This window comes from Mesorhizobium sp. WSM4829, assembly GCF_055811475.1.
In genome coordinates this window covers 180,387-194,836 of record NZ_JBVVQJ010000005.1, presented here as the reverse complement: position 1 = coordinate 194,836, position 14,450 = coordinate 180,387, and the positions used below count along the sequence as shown (strand labels likewise).

Sequence of the window (14,450 nt, the reverse complement as noted above, 5' to 3'; positions counted from 1 at the left end):
CGAATCCCTTCAATCCTGTTTCCGGCCTTCTTAGCGGATCAGGCAAAGCTATGGGAGTCAGCGGTGCAGATGTATGGTAATGCGCCGTTCTATCCATTCGACCGCGTGGCGGAGTATCTCGACAATGATCAGATAGATGATCGCCGCCCAGACATAGGACTGGAAGTCGAAAGTGCGCGAATAGGTGAGCTTCGTGATGCCCATCAGATCATAGACGGTGATGATGGCTACGATCGCCGAGCCCTTGATCATCAGGATGATCTCGTTGCCGTAGGGACGCAGCGCCACGATCAGTGCCTGCGGCAGGATGATCTTCCACATCGTCTGCAATTTGTGCAGGCCGAGCGAGGCGGCGCCCTCCCACTGGCCCCTGGGCACGCTCTCGATCGCGCCGCGCAGGATTTCAGCCTGATAGGCGGCAGTATTGAGCGAGAAGGCGAAGATTGCGCAGTTGAACGCCTCCCGGAAAAAACCCCAGAGGCCAATCATATCGAGCTGCGGCCGGAATGAGCCTACGCCGTAATAGACAAGGAAGGTCTGGGCCAGCAGCGGCGTGCCGCGGAAGAAATAGACATAGGCGTAGGCAAGACCCGAAAGAAACCGGTTCTTCGACATGCGGGCATAGGCGATCGGCACCGACAGGACCGCGCCAAGCACGATCGAGATGGCGACCAGCAAAAGCGTCACACCTAGCCCTGTCACATAGGATGGCGCATATTTCGCGAAAAGCTCGCCGTTCCAGGCGACGATGAGGTAGGCAGCAATCCCGGCAAGAAAAGCTATCCACATACAGACCAGCGCGTAGCCGAGAATACGTTGGCGCGGCCAGCCGTGCGGGATTGCTGGCGGTTTTTCGACCTTCCTCGCCACGTCGGCTGCTGCCGCACTCATCGCTGCACCTGCTGGCGGCCGACCGCACGTTCGATCGCATTGATGCCGAAGGACGATATGATGGCGAGGAGCAGATAAATAAGCGCGGCAACACCGAAAAACAGGAAGGCGTGTTTGGTGACCCGGGCGGCGACGCCCGCTTGCCGCAATATGTCGGTAAGACCGATGGCGGAAACCAGGGCGGTATCCTTGAGAAGGATGAGCCACAGATTGGCAAGACCCGGCAGTGCGATGCGGATAAGCTGCGGCAGCACCACAAGGCGCATCGTGTGCCAGCCAGACAGGCCAACCGAATAGCCGCCCTCATACTGTCCCTTCGGGATGGCGCGGAATGCCGAGAGGAAGACCTCGCTGGCGTAGGACGAGAAGACGACGCCGAGCGCGATCATGCCGGAAACAAAAGCATTCACTTCGACCGCGGCGGTCGGGTCATACAGGCGCATCAATTGCTGAATGCCGATTTGCGCGCCGTAAAAGATGATGAACAGGGTCAGCAACTCAGGCAATCCACGAAAGATCGTGGTGTAGATATTGCCGGCCAGCCGCAGCGACGGCTCGTTGGATTGCTTGGCCAGCGCAACCAGAAAGCCGATCACCAGACCGAGAGGCAGGGTCGCGGCTGCAAGCGAAACGGTGATGAAAACACCATAGGCGATGTCGTCGAGCCAGCCTTCGGGTCCCCAACTGAGCAGCGTCCAAACGCTTTGCATCCGCCTGCCTGTTCTCCTCTATGCTTTTTTTGAGAGCGCGGCGTCAGCCCTGGCGCGCCGCGCCTTGCGCAAACGGCGGGGATGTCCCGCCGTTCGCCGTCAACCCGGAAGGATCAGGACTCGCCGCCGTAGACGTCGTACTTGAAGTACTTGTCGTTGATTTCCTTGTACTTTCCGTTGGCGCGGATGGCGTCGATCGCCTTATTGAACTGATTGACCAACGCGGTATCGCCCTTGCGTACCGCGATTCCGGCGCCCGGACCATGGATCTCGATGTCGGGCGTGATCGCGCCGATCAGCTTGCAGCAGGCGCCGTCCGGCGTGGCAAGCCAGCCTTCGATGACAGTGATGTCGTCGTTGACCGCATCAACGCGGCCATTGGCGAGATCGAGCTGGTATTCCTGCGCGGTCGGGTACGGCTTGACCGTGCTGTCGGTATAAGTCTTGGTTGAATAATTGAAGTGGGTGGTGGCCGCCTGCACGCCGATCGTCTTGCCGGCCAGGTCCTCTTTGGTCACGCCTTTGATATCGCTGTCCTTGGGCGCGGCGATCGCCGGCGGCGTGTTGTAGTATTTGTTGGTGAAGTCGACCTTCTCGGCACGCTCCGGCGTAATCGACATCGAGGCAACGATGGCGTCGAACTTGCCGGCCTGAAGCGCCGGGATGATGCCGTCCCAATCCTGCGCGACGAAAGTGCACGTCACCTTCATCTCGTCGCAAAGCGCCTTGGCGATATCGATGTCGAAGCCCACAAGCTGGCCATCAGCAGTCAGGTTGTTGAACGGCGGATAGGCTCCCTCCGAGCCGATCCTCAAGGTTTTCTCCTGAGCCTGGGCAACGCCCAATGTCAGCAGCGCCGCCGATGCGGCGAGCGCTATACGCAGTGCAGTACGCATGATAGTCCTCTCTGTATGTTCCCGGCCGTCGTTCCAAACGGCTCTGTGGGCGGTTCTGTTGACCGCCCGCTGGCGCGATACTCCCATTCTTTCCCAAGAAAAAGCAACTGTAAAACCGTTGCTTGCGGGTTTCGCATTGCCGGACAATGCTGACGTCGCGGCAGGTATAGCAACGAGGAAACAGGGGGCGGCCGATGCTTCTTCGGCAGCACCCTCAGCGCGTCAAACCTGTCGCGCGCTCGATGAAGTCGGCTATCGATCTGGTGTCGTCGAGATCGAAGACAGGCAGGCTTTCGTCGGCTATGGCGAAGTCGGCGGCGATGGCGACGATGTGCGGATCATTTGCCGAAAGCGGTGCCCAGTCCTTGGCCTCCATCCGCCGCGTCTCGATCTTGCTGTGCGCCTCGCGCTTGTAGCCTTCGACCAGTACGATGTCGGCGGTGCCGAGCCGCGACAGGATCGCATCCAGCGTCGGCTCGTCCTCGCCGCGCAATTCGTGCATCAGCGCCCAGCGCCTGTCCGACACGATGGCGACTTCAGTGGCCCCGGCCTGCCTATGGCGAAAACTGTCCGCCCCCGGTTTGTCGATGTCGAAGGCATGATGGGCGTGTTTTACCGTCGAGACTTTCCAGCCACGCCGGACGAGTTCGGCGACCAGCTTTTCGGTCAGTGTCGTCTTGCCGGAATTCTTCCAGCCGGTGATACCGAAGACGCGTCTCATCATAGCTTCATGCTCAGCAACAGACCCTCGACACGGACAAGGTCACTCGTGGCGAACGGCAAGCCTATATGCCGTCCGGCGCCATATCAGGTCCAGCGCTTTCGGCGGCTGTCTTGCGCCGGCCGACGATCCGTTCGCGGTAAAGTGCGTAGAGGCCGGAGCAGACGATGATGCTGGCGCCGAGGATCATCGGCAGGTCGGGAACGTCGCCGAAGATGAACAGGCCAAGCAGGATCGACCAGAGCAGGGCCGTGTAGCGGAACGGCGCGATGAACGAGATGTCGCCCACCCGCATCGCCATGATGATGAACTGGTAGCCGATGACCACGAGCACTGCCGCCAATGCCAGGAACGCCGTGCTTTCCCCCGTCATCGGTGTCCACCCGCCCATCGGCAAAAGCAACGCCGCGCCGAGCATTGTCATGGCGAGTGCCGTGGTGGTCGACACCAGCAATGTCGGAATGGCTTGCGGTATCCGCTTGGTGGCGAGGTCACGCACCGCACAACAGGCGACACAGGCCAGCGCCAGCAGCGAATAGATGCTGAACCCCTCGAAGCCGGGCCGCACGATGATCAGCACGCCGGCAAAGCCGATGGCGATGGCCAGCCAGCGCCGCCAGCCGACGCCTTCCTTGAACACAAGTGCTGCGCCCATCGTCACCGCCAGCGGCAGCGCCTGCAGCACGGCCGAGACATTGGCAATCGGCAGATGGGCAAGGGCGATGAGAAACGACGCGGTAGCGCCGGCTTCGCCGATCACGCGTATCGCCACCATCGGCTGCAGCATCGAGCCGGGCAGGGCAAGCGCACCGCGTTGCCAGGCAAGCAGGCCCACGAAAAGCGAAGCGAAGGCGCCGCGGATCAGCATGACCTGCGCCATGTTCATGGATTCCGACGCGACTTTGGTGATCGCGTCGTTGAGGGTGAAACCACTCATCGCCACCACCATGAACAGTGCACCGCGAAGATTTGGGGAAAAAAGCAAAGGCGTTACCACTGTGGTCCTGCATCAAGCCTCTACCAGCCGGCGGCAAGACAGCAACGTCAAAGGGCTGGTCCACGGCCTTCGGCGGCTCGTTACAACCTCCTCGCAAGAGCGGCAGGATTTACTTCGGCGGTGCGACCAGGAAGATCAGCCGCCGGTGACGCTCATGTGCCGCGATACCGACGGACGGTTGGTGCGGCGGTCGATGATGAAATCATGGCCCTTCGGCTTGCGGCCAATGGCTTCGTCGATGGCGTCGGCGACCAGTTCGTTGCCTTCGGATGCACGCAACGGTGCGCGCAGGTCGGCGGCATCTTCCTGGCCGAGGCACATATAGAGCGTGCCGGTGCAGGTCAGCCGGACGCGGTTGCAGCTTTCGCAAAAATTGTGTGTCATCGGCGTGATGAAGCCGAGCCTGCCACCGGTCTCGGCGACGTGGACATAGCGGGCCGGGCCACCGGTCTTGTAGGGGATGTCGGTCAGCGTGAACTGCCGCTCAAGTGCTGCGCGCAGCAGCGACAGCGGCAGATACTGGTCGGTGCGGTCGGCGTCGATCTCGCCCATCGGCATGGTTTCGATGACAGTCAACTCCATGCCGCGGCCGTGCGCCCAGCGCAGCATCTCGGGCAGTTCGGCGTCATTAAAATCCTTCAGCGCCACCGCATTGAGCTTCACCTTCAGTCCCGCTGCCTGCGCGGCGTCGATGCCATCCATGACCTTGTCGAGATTGCCCCAGCGGGTAATCTGACGGAATTTTTCCGGGTCCAGCGTGTCAAGCGAGACGTTGATGCGCTTGACCCCGCAATCGGCCAGTTCAGCGGCAAAGCGCGAAAGCTGCGAGCCGTTGGTGGTCAGCGTCAATTCTTCCAGAGCGCCGCTTTCGAGATGACGCGAAATCTGGCGCACAAGATGCATGATGTTCTTGCGCACCAGCGGCTCGCCGCCGGTAAGACGCAGTTTCCTGACGCCCTTTTCGATGAAAACCGTGCATAGCCGGTCGAGTTCTTCCAGCGACAGCAAATCCTTCTTGGGAAGGAACGCCATGTCCTCGGCCATGCAATAGGTGCAGCGGAAGTCGCAGCGGTCGGTGACCGAAACGCGCAGATAGCTGATCGTGCGACCAAAAGGATCGATCATGTCCATGCTGGTGCGTTTCCCGTGGTTGCGAACGGCATCGTTATATATGGCTATGTGATACGATCCAACCTGCCATTCAAGACAAGAAGTTTCGATCCTGGCAACATCGCGCCGACAGATCGTGTCGGAAGTTTCGAAGCGGCCTTTTCCCGCTGCGCGAAGCGGCGTAGGGAAAGGACAGATGATGCGGAACCTATCACCATGACGGCGCCGAAGGAACTCAGGGTCTCGAAGGACCGCAGGCTGCTAACCGTGACGTTCCCTGGCCATCAGCCGTTCGAGCTGCCGGCGGAGCTGCTGCGGGTGGCCTCGCCATCCGCCGAAGTGCAGGGCCATTCGCCCGAACAGCGCGTGACCGTTCCCGGCAAGCGCAACGTTCAAATCCTGAAGATCGAACCGGTCGGCAACTATGCCGTCCGCATCACCTTCGACGATTTCCACGATACCGGCATCTTCACCTGGAACTACCTGCATACGCTGGGTCATGAGAAGGACGCACGCTGGGCCGCCTATCTCGCCGAGCTGGAAGAGAAGGGGCTAAGCCGCGATCGTTGAATGGTTCGGGCGGGACGCTCCGGTCAACGCAGGATCGCCAGTATTTCGCTGGTGTCGTAATAAAACGGGGTGCCTTCGATCAGCCGGTCATCCTTGAAGCGCATGACTTCGGCAAATGGCTGTTTGATGGTTGCACCATTGGCCCGCGATGTCAGCGCAAGTGTGCAGCTCATGAATACCATGTCATCGTTTTGGGCGGCCTGAAGGCTTTCCACGGTCACGTCGCTCCAGATTTCCCGCATCTTGCGAAAAAGGGCGCCAACGCCGTCGAGGCCATTCCAGTCGCCGGCATAGGGCAGAGACTGCGGCTCATGCACGACAACTTCCGCGTGAAACGCGCTGGAAAGGATATCGAGGCTCTCCGACCCTGATTGCAGGAAGCGCATCTCAGCCTCGAACATATTTTCGAGAAGTTCCAAGGCGGTACGTCGCCGATCGAAGGGTTTATCCATTTTCCGTCTCCGTTTCAGGATCGTGCTTGGCTTACCCCTTAATATTGGGGGTTCGACACCCGTTTCCAGACGGTCGAAATGAGGTGCAGCACGTGTCGTCAAGACGTCACGGAATTGGAGTAGCGGCTGCGGATGCTCGGAGGCGAAAACATGTCCGTCATCACCACGGTCGAACAGCTCGAAGCGCTCTATGGGCTGCCCGGCGAGACGTCGCTGGTCAAGGAACTCGACCATGTCATTCCCGAATACGCCGCCTTCATCGAGGCCTCGCCTTTTGCCGCGCTCGCGACCAGCGGGCCGGAAGGGCTGGATTGCTCGCCGCGCGGCGATCTCGCCGGCTTCGTCCGCATCCATGATCCGAAACCCTGATGATGCCGGACCGGCGCGGCAACAACCGTGCCGATTCGCTAAAAAACATCATTCGCGATCCGCGCGTCGGCCTGTTGTTCCTGGTTCCAGGCTGCGGCACCACGCTGCGCGTCAACGGCCGCGCCCACATCACCACGGATGCCGCGCTGTGTGCCTCGTTCAGCGTCGACGGCCGACCGGCGCGTTCGGTCACGGTCATCGATGTCGATTCGGTCTATTTCCAGTGCGCCCGGGCCATTGTCCGATCGGAACTGTGGAACCCGGCAAGGCATGTCCACCCGAAGTCGCTGCCGACGCCCGGAAAGATTCTGGAAATCACCAGCCGGAAAGGCATCGACGGCGAGGCTTACGACAGGGAATGGCCGGAGCGCGCGAAAAAGTCGATGTGGTGAGCGGGTCACGCTTCCCTGAGCACGTCGGCAATTTTGCGCATCTGCTCGCCGATCATGTCGCATTGCTCCGGCGTCGACTGGCTCATCGCTTTCTCGATCAGCGCCATATGAACCTTCAGCGCCTGCATCAGCAGTTCCGTGCCGGCTTCGGTCAGGGTCAGGCGCAGCACGCGCTTGTCCTTCTGATCGCCTTCGCGGCGCAGCAGGCCGCGTGTCTCGAGTTGCGGCAGCAGCATGGTGATGTTGGAACGGCCGACCAGCAGCCGGCGGGCGAGATCGTGCTGCGACATGCCGGGATGGCGGTAAAGGTTCATCAGCACGTCGAGCTGCGCCGGCTTCAGGTCCAGCGGCGCAAGCTTCACTGCCAGGGTGCGCTCCAGGACATGGCAGGCGCGCGCCACCGCGACCCAGTTGCGAAAACGCGGGTTGTCCCAGGGCAGCTCTTGTTTAATGTTCATGTTTGAACTATTATGTTCATGCTTGAACGAATGGATGGATCGCCACTATGGCATCATTTGGATTGAAGGTCATCCGGGGCGTGTTTGCCGCCGCCGAACATGTGGCTCCCCGCCTTACCGGGCGCGCGGCATTCGAACTGTTCTGCCGCACGCCGAACGCCAAAATTCTCAGCGACGGCGAGCGACGCGCCGTCGACCGCGCCGCCGGCTTCATGGCCGAGGCGCGCCATCATCGGCTGAAGACCAAAAACGGCTGCGTCATGGTGCATGAATTCAGGCCAGAGCCGGGCAGGCGGGCCGCCGGCACGGTGCTCGTCATCCATGGCTGGCGTTCGCGCACCGAATATATGCGCACGCTGATCGAAGCCTATCGTGCCGCCGGTTACAAGGTTGTCTCGCTCGACCTGCCGGGCCACGGCCAATCGCAGGGCCGCCGGCTGACATTGGTCAGCGCTGTCGAGGCCGCTCGGCTGACCGGCGAGTGGTTCGGCCCGTTCGTGGCGGTCGTCGGCCATTCCTTCGGCGGCGCCGTCGCCGCCAATGCCGTCGCCGGTTCGGTCAAGGCCATTCCGCCGCTGGCGGCCGGGCGGCTGGTGCTGATCGCGGCGCCGAGCTCACTGCCTGCGATCTTCAACGATTTCAGCCGCATGCTCAGTGTCGGCCCACGCTCGCAGGCCGCCATGGCCCACCGGGTCGAACGCATCGCCGGCCGGCCGCTGCACGAATTCACCGGCGACCGCCAGCTTGCCGGCACGCCGGTGCCAACGCTGGTCATCCATGCGCCGGACGACCGCGAGGTGTCCGCCGACCATGCAAGGCTCTATGCCGGGGCCGGCGACCATGTGCGGCTGTACTGGGCCGACGGGCTCGGCCACCGCCGCATCCTCGCCGACAAGGGCGTGGTCGAGCGTGCGGTCGGCTTCGTTGCCGAGCACCGGGAGCCGGTATCGCTGCATTAAACAGCGACGGCTTCGACCTGCGTGTCAAAAGTCGACCGCTTCAAGGAAGAGCGATTCGAGGAAGAGCGCTTCCTTGCAACCGAATGCGGCTGGTCGAGTTGATTCCCATCGCCGGCGGCGTCATCGCCCGGCCTCAGTGCTATTCGCTGGAGCCGGAGCGGAGCCGATTCGCTTCGGCTGCCACCGTTGTGAAACTGTTCTGCAACAGAGACGTTCTGAAATTTATGAAAGCTTAACGAAATCAGTATGAATCGGTGTAGTCGCGCCCTACATCCATGATGCGGTGGGCGAGACCGTCAAGCGATGCGGAACGGGAGCCGGCTGCAGCCGGAGCGGGTGATTCCATGAAATTCCTCGGAAACAAGGCAACCGTGATGCCGCTTGCGGCGGTCGCGGCAATGCTGGCCTTCGGCGTGCCGCAGGCAGACGCGCAAGGGTTTTTCGAGAGGCTCTTCGGCGGTGGTGTCAGGCATTCGCCGCGAGGTGATTACCCCCTGCCGCCATCAAGGCAGAGGCCGAAATACAAGCCATATGCCACGGCGCCCACTGCCTCTCGTATCCGCAGCCCGTCCTATTACACCTACAAGAGCGATCCGCTCGTGCGCGTCGACTTCTCGACGCTGACGGCAGCGCCGGAGCCGGCAATGCCGCAGGACGCCGCATTCCAGCCGTCGTCCGCCACCGGCGCTGCCTTCCGCGAAGCGATTGCCGGACTCCACGATTACGAGCTCTACGCCGAGAAGGATATCGCCAAGGCGCTCGTCGCCTATTACGCGGCCAATCCGGATTTCATCTGGGTGACGGCAGCCAATGCCAACAGCCGCGCGCAAGATGCGGTGCGGGTGCTTGGCGAGGCGACGAGCTATGGCCTCACGCCGGCCGACTATACGGTTGAAGTGCCTGCCGCCGGCGCATCGACCGGCAGCGCCGATGCGCGGCTCAAGCAGCTCGTCCGCTTCGAGATGGCGCTGTCAGCGCGCGTCTTGCGCTATGTCCGCGACGCGCACAGTGGCCGCGTCGATCCCAATCGCATCACCGGCTACTATGATTTCCCGGCCAAGCCGCTCGACATGGAAGGCGTGCTAAAAACGCTGACGCGCACCCAGCAAGTGCGCACCTATCTCGAATCACGGCATCCGCAGAACGCCGAATACCAGGCGCTGCGCGTCGAACTGGAATCACTTCAGGCCAGCGTCGACGACGAGATCGTCGTCGATCCCAAGCTGTTGCTGAAGCCGGAAGAGAGCAGCCCCGAACTGCCGAAGCTTCTGGCGAAAATCGCGCGCAATCTCGACGACGAGATGGGCGCCGCCTATGGCGAGATATTGGCCAGGCTCGCCACCAGCGAGGTCTATGATCCGGAACTGGTGCCGGTCATCAAGGCGGTGCAGAAAAAGGCCGGCATGAAGGGCGACGGCGTCATCGGTCCGCGCACCGTCGCGGCGCTGGTCGGGACGTCCAAGGCCGACAAGATTCAAAAGGTGCATGTCGCGCTGGAAGAGTTGCGCTGGCTGCCATCCGATCTCGGCAGCCCGCGTGTCTTCATCAACCAGCCGGCCTTTACCGCGAGCTACATCGAGAATGGCGAGGAGAAGCTGAAGACCCGCGTCGTCATCGGCAAGACCACCAACCAGACTTCCTTCTTCTACGATCAACTCGAGCAGGTCGACTTCCATCCCTATTGGGGCGTGCCGCAGTCGATCCTCGTCAACGAGATGCTGCCCCGGCTGCGCAGGGATCCCGGCTATCTCGACCGCGCCGGCTACGAAGTGGTCAATGCGCGCGGCAAACGCATTCCGTCCTCCTCGGTCAATTGGGGCGCCTATGGCGCAAAAATACCTTATGGCGTGCGCCAGCTGCCGAGCGAGGCCAATGCGCTGGGCGAACTGAAGATCCTGTTCCCCAACAAGCACGCCATCTACATGCACGACACGCCGCAAAAGACGTTTTTCGAGCGTGACATGCGCGCGCTCAGCCATGGCTGCGTTCGCCTGCAGGATCCGCGCGGCATGGCAGCGGCGGTGCTCGGCACCTCGGTCGATGACATCGCGGAGAAGCTGAAGCACGGACATGCGACGGAGAAGGTAGCGCGCACGATCCCGGTCTATGTCGCCTATTTCACCGCCTGGCCTGATATGTCCGGCAAGGTCGAATATTTCAGCGACGTCTACGACCGCGACACGCGGCTGCAGCAGGCGCTCGACAGCACGCAAGCAGTGCGCTCGCCGGCGATCTGAGGACGGGCTAACGCGGGGGAGAGCGGGCGCCGGAAGCCGGCCGCGCCGCCATGAGCGTCGCCGAGCTGGGCACGTATTGCCTGGAGGGGCGATCTATTTGGGCTCGGCTGTCACCGGATCGTAGGTGATTTCGACCTTCGCCTTGTCGGTCGTGTAATAAGTAACGGTGTAGGCGCCGGTGTCCCAGGCGACCTCGTCGACGTAACGAAAGTCGTCGCGCTGCTCGACCTTGGCGATTATCTCCGACAGTTTCCTGGCATTCTGCGGCGGCAACGGACTTCCGTCTGCGGCAGGGGCCGGTTCACCGAAAAAGAGAACTGCGACGCCTGTCGCCAAAACAAGTCTGAACATGGCTTTCCCTCGCTTCTCGCAAAAGTAGAAACTCGCGGCCATGCTGGTTTGTTCCGGGCAGGTTTGTTCCGGGTTCCGGAATGGACACAAGCGAATTGCGCCGACGCTTCCTGTTGTCGTTGCTCACGCTAATGCGTCTGCAACTCGTCGGGGAAGAGGTGGGCCAAGGCCGTGTCGAACGTGAGTTCCAGAGCGTCACCCGGTTCAAAGACCTTGTCTTCATTGAAGGCGGCAATGAGTTCGCTGTTATCGCGAAGTGTCAGGTCGACGACCGTCTCGCTGCCCAATCGCTCGGCATGTGCCACGATGCCATGCAGCAAGCCTTTTCCAGATTGCACCGGCCGGAGGTGCTGCGGACGGACACCCAGGATGGCCTTGCCGTCTTTCCGGAAGGCGCGCCTTCTGGTCGCCACCCTGATCGGCTCCAGGGATTGGTTGCCAACCATTGCCGCTTCGCCATCGAGGGCGAGGACGTCGACGTTCAGGAAATTCATCGACGGGGCTCCGAGAAAGCCGGCTACGAACCTGTTGGCCGGCTCGTGATAGAGCTCCATCGGCGCTCCGATCTGCATGACTTGACCGTCCTTCAGCACGACGATCCTGTCAGCCAGCGTCATCGCCTCGACTTGGTCGTGGGTGACATAGATCATCGTTGTGCCCAGTTGCCTGCGCAGCCGGCCGATTTCCATGCGCATGTCCATGCGCAGTGCGGCGTCGAGGTTTGAGAGCGGCTCGTCAAACAGGAATACGGCCGGTTTCCGGGTGATTGCGCGCCCGATGGCGACGCGCTGGCGCTGGCCGCCCGAAAGCTGACTTGGCCGGCGGTCGAGCAAATGTTCCATTTGCAGGATGCGTGCGGCCTCGGCCACCTTCTGCTGCTTTTCCTGCCTGGAAGCGCCCGCGATCGTAAGGCCGAACGCGATGTTCTCGCGCACAGTCATGTGCGGAAAGATGGCATAGCTCTGGAACACCATCGCAACACCGCGTTGCTTGGGCTGCAGCTGGTTGACCACCCGGCCTCCGATCTCGAGGGTGCCTTCGGTTATGTCCTCGAGTCCGGCGATCATGCGCAGCAACGTGGACTTCCCGCAGCCCGACGGTCCAACAAAGACGACGAACTCGCCGTCGTTGATGTGGATATCGACGCCTTTGATGATTTCGACGCGACCGAAGGATTTCTTGACGCCCTTGAGTGAGACCTCAGCCATGAGCGATGGCTCCCGTTTCCTGATTCATGTGCGGCAATTCGGGGTCTCCGATCGATTGGTCGGCCTTGAGGAATGGGGCTGACCGGCCGTCCCAGATCCACTGGCGCCAGATCCATTGGCGTTTGAGCGCGAGAGCCATGCAGTCAGCCCTTCACGCCGGTCGAGGCGATCGACGCGATGAAGGCGCGCTGCAGCAACAGGTAGAAGACCAGCACCGGGACGGTGATAAGGGTGAGATAAGCCATGACTTCGCCCCAGGCGACGTTGAGTTGAAAGAAGTAGCCGAGGCCGACCATGACCGGGCGATAGCCTTCCTGCTGCACCACGATCAGCGGCCAGAGATATTGGTTGTACATGACGAGGAATTTCAGGATGGCGGCAGTCGCCAGTACCGGCCCTGAAAGCGGCATGACGACGCGATAGTAGACCTGCCACCAATTCGCGCCCTCCACCCGGCTTGCCTCAATCAGTTCGCCCGGCAGCCCTTTGAAATACTGCACGAACAGGAAGATCGTCAGTCCGTCGGCGATCCACGGGATGATCTGCACCCGGTAGCTATTGAGCCAGCCCCAATGCAGCCCATCAAGCCCGATCCAGGGCAGTTTCGAGACCAAGAGCAGGAGCGGGATAGCGATGGTCTCGAAAGGGACGATCAGCGTCGCGATGACGATCGAGAGCAGGACATCGCGCCCCTTCCACCGCAGGAAAGCAAAGGAGAACGCGGCCAGCGAACAGATCAGCAGCGAGAGAAGGACGGTCACCCCGGTGACCAGAACCGAGTTCAGGACGAACAGGCCGACCGGCGCCCGCCGGAACGCACCGAAATAGTTGTTGAGGCTGATGTCGCCGATGGGCAGGAATGCACGCAGGCTGGAAGTGTCCGCGAGAAGCTGACTGTCCGGCTTGAAGCTCGAGTTGATCATGAACACGAGCGGAAAGACGAAGATCAGCGCGATCAGGCACAGCACCAGATAGCGGACGAACAGCCTGAGGCCGTAATTGTCGGGATCGAAGGCCATCCTAACGCTCCCGTGTCAGCCAGCGCTGGATGAGTGAGATCGCCAGCACGATCGCGAACAGGATGACCGAGATGGTCGAGCCGCCGGAGATGTCCTGCTTGCCGTAGCCGCGCTCGACCGCCTGGAAGACGAGGGTCTGGGTGCTGTCGAGCGGACCGCCACTGGTCATCACGTCGATCTGGGCGAAAAGCGCGAAGCCCTGCATGGTGATCACGACAAGGACAAGCACGGCGGTGTTGCGCAGGCCCGGCCAGGTGACATAGCGGAAGGTCTGCCATCTCGAAGCCCCCTCGATGGCGGCGGCCTCGTAGAGCGTGGGGCTGATCGTCTGCAACCCCGCCAGCCAGATGACCATGTGGAAGCCGACGGCCTGCCAGATCGACATGGCCATGACTGCGGGCAGCGCCGTCGAGGGATTGCCGAGCCAGTCGACGGGCTGGAAGAGGCCGAAGGTGAGGGCCTGGATGATGCTGTTCAACAGCCCGTTCTGGCCGTCATAGATGAACCGCCAGAGGAGCGAGACCACGACGATGGAGACCACCACCGGCATGAAGTAGATGGTCCGGAACAGGTTGATGCCCCTGACCTTGTGGTTGATCAGCAAAGCAAGCATCAGCGCGAGGCTGCCCTGTACCGGCGCCACGACCAAAACGAACAGGAAGGTGTTTACCAGCGCCTTCATGAACACAACGTCGTTGGCGATGACGACCATGACGTTCTCGCCGGACTGCCAGCGAAACCACTCGCGCATGCCGCGATACTGAGGATAGTCGTCGCTACGGGTGATCTCGCGCAGGCGCGGATACTGGATTTCGCCGGCCGCGTTTCGGACCACTTCGCCAGCATCGTCGCGCTCTGGCTTGAGGGTCACCACAGCAAGGCCCAGGAGCTGCTGATAGTTTTCCAACCCGACGAACTGGGTCGGGTTCGGCGACAGCAGCCGCTGATTTGTCAATGACAGACCGATCGCGAAGAAAAACGGCAGCACGATGAATGTGAAGATAAGTGCGAAGCCCGGCAGGGCGAATGTCCAGCCCGCCCGGTTCGACAGGGTTAGTTTCGACGCCATTCGCGGTATCCGCCCAGCAAGCCACAGAGGGTGGAGTCCGC

General features: G+C 61.5%; 15 protein-coding genes and 1 pseudogene. 4 read left to right on the top strand and 12 right to left on the bottom strand.

Annotated features, from left to right (window positions below):
• Positions 1-57: 57 nt before the first annotated feature.
• From AC0L17_RS07380 to moaA, 6 genes are all read right to left on the bottom strand, one after another.
• A complete protein-coding gene (locus AC0L17_RS07380; protein ID WP_128172519.1) occupies positions 58-891 on the bottom strand; it encodes an ABC transporter permease in 834 nt (277 codons plus the stop codon).
• On the bottom strand, positions 888-1,601 hold the full coding sequence (locus AC0L17_RS07375) for an ABC transporter permease (RefSeq protein ID WP_287220749.1): 714 nt from the start codon (positions 1,599-1,601) through the stop codon (positions 888-890). Before AC0L17_RS07375 ends, AC0L17_RS07380 begins: the two co-directional genes overlap by 4 nt.
• 113 nt (positions 1,602-1,714) lie before the next feature.
• Positions 1,715-2,497, bottom strand: coding sequence for an ABC transporter substrate-binding protein (locus AC0L17_RS07370; protein ID WP_473515362.1), 783 nt, complete (start codon positions 2,495-2,497; stop codon positions 1,715-1,717).
• A gap of 214 nt (positions 2,498-2,711) precedes the next feature.
• Positions 2,712-3,221: a molybdopterin-guanine dinucleotide biosynthesis protein B gene (gene mobB, locus AC0L17_RS07365; protein WP_473493228.1), complete on the bottom strand. Its 510-nt coding sequence runs from the start codon at positions 3,219-3,221 to the stop codon at positions 2,712-2,714.
• Between the two features lie 61 nt (positions 3,222-3,282).
• Positions 3,283-4,203 carry a DMT family transporter gene (locus AC0L17_RS07360; protein WP_027151756.1) on the bottom strand — a complete coding sequence of 307 codons (921 nt, stop codon included), beginning with the start codon at positions 4,201-4,203 and terminating at the stop codon, positions 3,283-3,285.
• Positions 4,204-4,350: 147 nt separating this feature from the next.
• Positions 4,351-5,346 carry a GTP 3',8-cyclase MoaA gene (gene moaA, locus AC0L17_RS07355; protein ID WP_027151755.1) on the bottom strand — a complete coding sequence of 332 codons (996 nt, stop codon included), beginning with the start codon at positions 5,344-5,346 and terminating at the stop codon, positions 4,351-4,353.
• 195 nt (positions 5,347-5,541) lie between these two features.
• Between moaA and AC0L17_RS07350 the strand changes: the two genes are divergently transcribed.
• On the top strand, positions 5,542-5,895 hold the full coding sequence (locus AC0L17_RS07350) for a gamma-butyrobetaine hydroxylase family protein (RefSeq protein WP_292592261.1): 354 nt from the start codon (positions 5,542-5,544) through the stop codon (positions 5,893-5,895).
• Positions 5,896-5,918: 23 nt separating this feature from the next.
• On the opposite strand, the gene AC0L17_RS07345 is transcribed toward AC0L17_RS07350, so the two are convergent.
• Positions 5,919-6,449, bottom strand: coding sequence for a nuclear transport factor 2 family protein (locus AC0L17_RS07345; RefSeq protein ID WP_473515321.1), 531 nt, complete (start codon positions 6,447-6,449; stop codon positions 5,919-5,921).
• A 48-nt stretch (positions 6,450-6,497) separates the two neighbouring features.
• Between AC0L17_RS07345 and AC0L17_RS07340 the strand changes: the two are divergent.
• Positions 6,498-7,108 (top strand): annotated as a pseudogene (locus AC0L17_RS07340) (pyridoxamine 5'-phosphate oxidase family protein).
• Between the two features lie 5 nt (positions 7,109-7,113).
• Here AC0L17_RS07340 and AC0L17_RS07335 read toward each other — a convergent pair.
• Positions 7,114-7,566 carry a MarR family winged helix-turn-helix transcriptional regulator gene (locus AC0L17_RS07335; protein ID WP_077378063.1) on the bottom strand — a complete coding sequence of 151 codons (453 nt, stop codon included), beginning with the start codon at positions 7,564-7,566 and terminating at the stop codon, positions 7,114-7,116.
• 47 nt (positions 7,567-7,613) lie between these two features.
• Here AC0L17_RS07335 and AC0L17_RS07330 point away from each other — a divergent pair, with 47 nt between their 5' ends.
• Positions 7,614-8,525: an alpha/beta hydrolase gene (locus AC0L17_RS07330; protein WP_473515320.1), complete on the top strand. Its 912-nt coding sequence runs from the start codon at positions 7,614-7,616 to the stop codon at positions 8,523-8,525.
• 344 nt (positions 8,526-8,869) lie between these two features.
• Positions 8,870-10,762, top strand: a complete 1,893-nt coding sequence (locus tag AC0L17_RS07325; RefSeq protein WP_473515319.1) for a L,D-transpeptidase family protein — start codon at positions 8,870-8,872, stop codon at positions 10,760-10,762.
• Between the two features lie 93 nt (positions 10,763-10,855).
• Here the strand turns inward: AC0L17_RS07325 and AC0L17_RS07320 are convergent, their stop codons facing one another.
• The 4 genes from AC0L17_RS07320 to AC0L17_RS07305 form a co-directional block, all read right to left on the bottom strand.
• Positions 10,856-11,113: a PepSY domain-containing protein gene (locus AC0L17_RS07320; protein ID WP_473515318.1), complete on the bottom strand. Its 258-nt coding sequence runs from the start codon at positions 11,111-11,113 to the stop codon at positions 10,856-10,858.
• A gap of 128 nt (positions 11,114-11,241) precedes the next feature.
• Complete coding sequence (locus AC0L17_RS07315) at positions 11,242-12,321, bottom strand: ABC transporter ATP-binding protein (RefSeq protein WP_473515317.1); 1,080 nt, start codon at positions 12,319-12,321, stop codon at positions 11,242-11,244.
• Positions 12,322-12,464: 143 nt separating this feature from the next.
• Positions 12,465-13,340, bottom strand: coding sequence for a carbohydrate ABC transporter permease (locus tag AC0L17_RS07310; RefSeq protein ID WP_473515316.1), 876 nt, complete (start codon positions 13,338-13,340; stop codon positions 12,465-12,467).
• 1 nt (position 13,341) lies between these two features.
• Positions 13,342-14,409 carry a carbohydrate ABC transporter permease gene (locus AC0L17_RS07305; protein ID WP_473515315.1) on the bottom strand — a complete coding sequence of 356 codons (1,068 nt, stop codon included), beginning with the start codon at positions 14,407-14,409 and terminating at the stop codon, positions 13,342-13,344.
• Positions 14,410-14,450 lie beyond the last annotated feature (41 nt).